The sequence below is a fragment of the Xenorhabdus mauleonii genome (assembly GCF_900113945.1).
GTDB classification, from domain to species: Bacteria; Pseudomonadota; Gammaproteobacteria; order Enterobacterales; family Enterobacteriaceae; genus Xenorhabdus; species Xenorhabdus mauleonii.
Window position 1 is genome coordinate 1 of record NZ_FORG01000077.1, and the last position, 2327, is coordinate 2327.

Sequence of the window (2327 nt, forward strand, 5' to 3'; positions counted from 1 at the left end):
TTGACCTTGAGCTTTGAGCATCAGGACGGTGAACGCCGTTTGTTGTCTGCCATCCGTGACCGTCATGATAACCGCATCATGTTCCATTATGACGACCTGCACTATGAAGGTGTTCCTCAGCTGTCACAGATCACGCACTCGGATGGTTATCGTTTGTTGCTGGATTATGATCAGCATCGGCTGATATCCGTCGAATATTTGACGGATGAACTACGGCAAAACTTGGTAATTTGTCAGTATAACGATCGCGGCTATCTCTCGGAATGTCAGACTTTCCAGCATAGTCATCTATGGCATGAATATGATACTCATGGCTACATGACCCGCTGGCACGATAGCGACGCGACGGATGTATCAATGGGTTATGATGACCGGGGCAGAGTGGTGTCAGTCTCTACTGCGCAGGGCTACTGGCAGGATCGTTTTCTGTATGATGATGCCAATAAAGTCACCACCTATCTGGATGCCGAAGGGGGATGTACCCGTTATTGGTACAACGAGGATGGCCAGATTACTCGTAAAGTTGATCCATTGGAGCGGGAAACGCTGCTTGAGTGGGATCTGAGCCATAAGCTCTCAGAGACCGACCCGTTGGGCAGAAAAACCACCTTTGAATACACCTCTTACGGTGAGCTGACAGCACTGACGTTGCCTACCGGTGAAACATTTGTTTACGAATATGATGAATACGGGCAATTGTTGCAGGCCACATTACCGGATGGTAAAAACTGGCGTTTTCACTACAGCGAGCAGGGGGCTTTAGATTCCGTCACGGATCCACAGGGACGGTTGGAAGAATACCGCTATAACCAGCATGGGGAGTTACTGCGCAGAATACAGCCGGATGGGACGCAATGGCGTTATGAATATGAGCGACACCGGTTGCATCAGGTGCTATTACCCAATGGTTACACCACGCGTTATGATCAGGATGGATTGGGGCGGTTGCGTTGTGTAACAGATGCGCTGGGGCAAGAAACCCATTATCAGCATAGTGCGTTTCATGCCAGCCCAGAAAGCAGTGTGACGGAAATCGAGCTACCGGATGGCGTGAAGCAGCAGATCGACTACGACAGTGAACGTAGAATCACTGCTGTCACTGACGGTGAAGGAAACACCACGCGCTATGCGTATGGAGCGTTTGACTTATTGACTCAGATGATCCGTCCGGATGGCACGATACTCAATTTTGGCTATGATCGTTTGATCCGGCTGAACAGTGTGACCATGGCAACAGGCGAAACATATCGTTATGAACGAGATCCGGCAGGTCAAATCATCCGTGAAATTGATTTTACCGGGCGGGCAATTGAATACGCCTATGATCAACTGGGCCGCCGTACGTTGACTCGCCATCCGGATGGGCAGCTTATCCGTTACTGTTATACTGCCGAAGACCAAATGACTCGACAGGAACACTGGACAACGGGTGAGTTAATCTGCGAACTAAACTCTGTTACGGAATACCAGTATGATACCCAGCGCCGCTTGATCCGGGCGTCTTCAGCCGATGCGGTGGTTGAATTTGACTACGATGAAGCTGGTAATTTGGTCTGTGAACGGTTGAATGGTCGGGAAATTGCTCGTGAGTGGGACAGTACTACGGATCTGCCGACGGCAGAAACGCTGGATGGAAACACCCTACAATTTGGTTATGACCGGACGGGGGGGATTAACCAGATTCAGTTTAACCAGCACAGTCCCTTATCACTGCATTATAATCCGCTGGGACAAGAAACAGTACGGGAAAGCCCAGAAGGCTTTATTCTAGCCAGCCGCTATACGGCTACAGGATTACTGGCGCACCAGTCAGCTGGTCGAGCGACAACCTTGTTCCGTGAAACCCTACAACAGAACAATCCGCATTTCCCCCCGCAGGCGACGGCGGTGAACCGTAGCTGGCAATATGATCGGGCTTATAATGTCAGGGTGATTGATGATGGGCGCTGGGGACAGACGCGTTACCGCTATAATGGTAACGGGCAAATTGTCCAGACGATGTATCAAGGGGCACGACCGTATGAAGAGCAATTCCGTTACGATGCCAACGGTAACTTAAACCTGCATCTTCCCGTAGACGCGCAGGGAGCAGTCACACAAATGGCCCAACGTCAGCTGGCAGGGCGTGTGGTACAGCAGGGCAATATCCGTTATCGCTATGATGATAATGGCCGATTGGTGGAAAAAAAGGAGCAGCGTGATGGCTTCCGTCCACAAGTCTGGAATTATCGTTGGGATAGCCAGAATCAGCTCACCCATTGCGAAACGCCGGACGGCTCGCGCTGGCACTATCAATACGATGCTTTTGGTCGAAGAATACGTAAACT

At 50.6% G+C, this 2327-nt stretch carries 1 pseudogene; it reads left to right on the forward strand.

From position 1 onward, the window contains the following. Positions 1-2327, forward strand: a pseudogene (locus BM100_RS22200) (hypothetical protein); the annotation flags it as partial.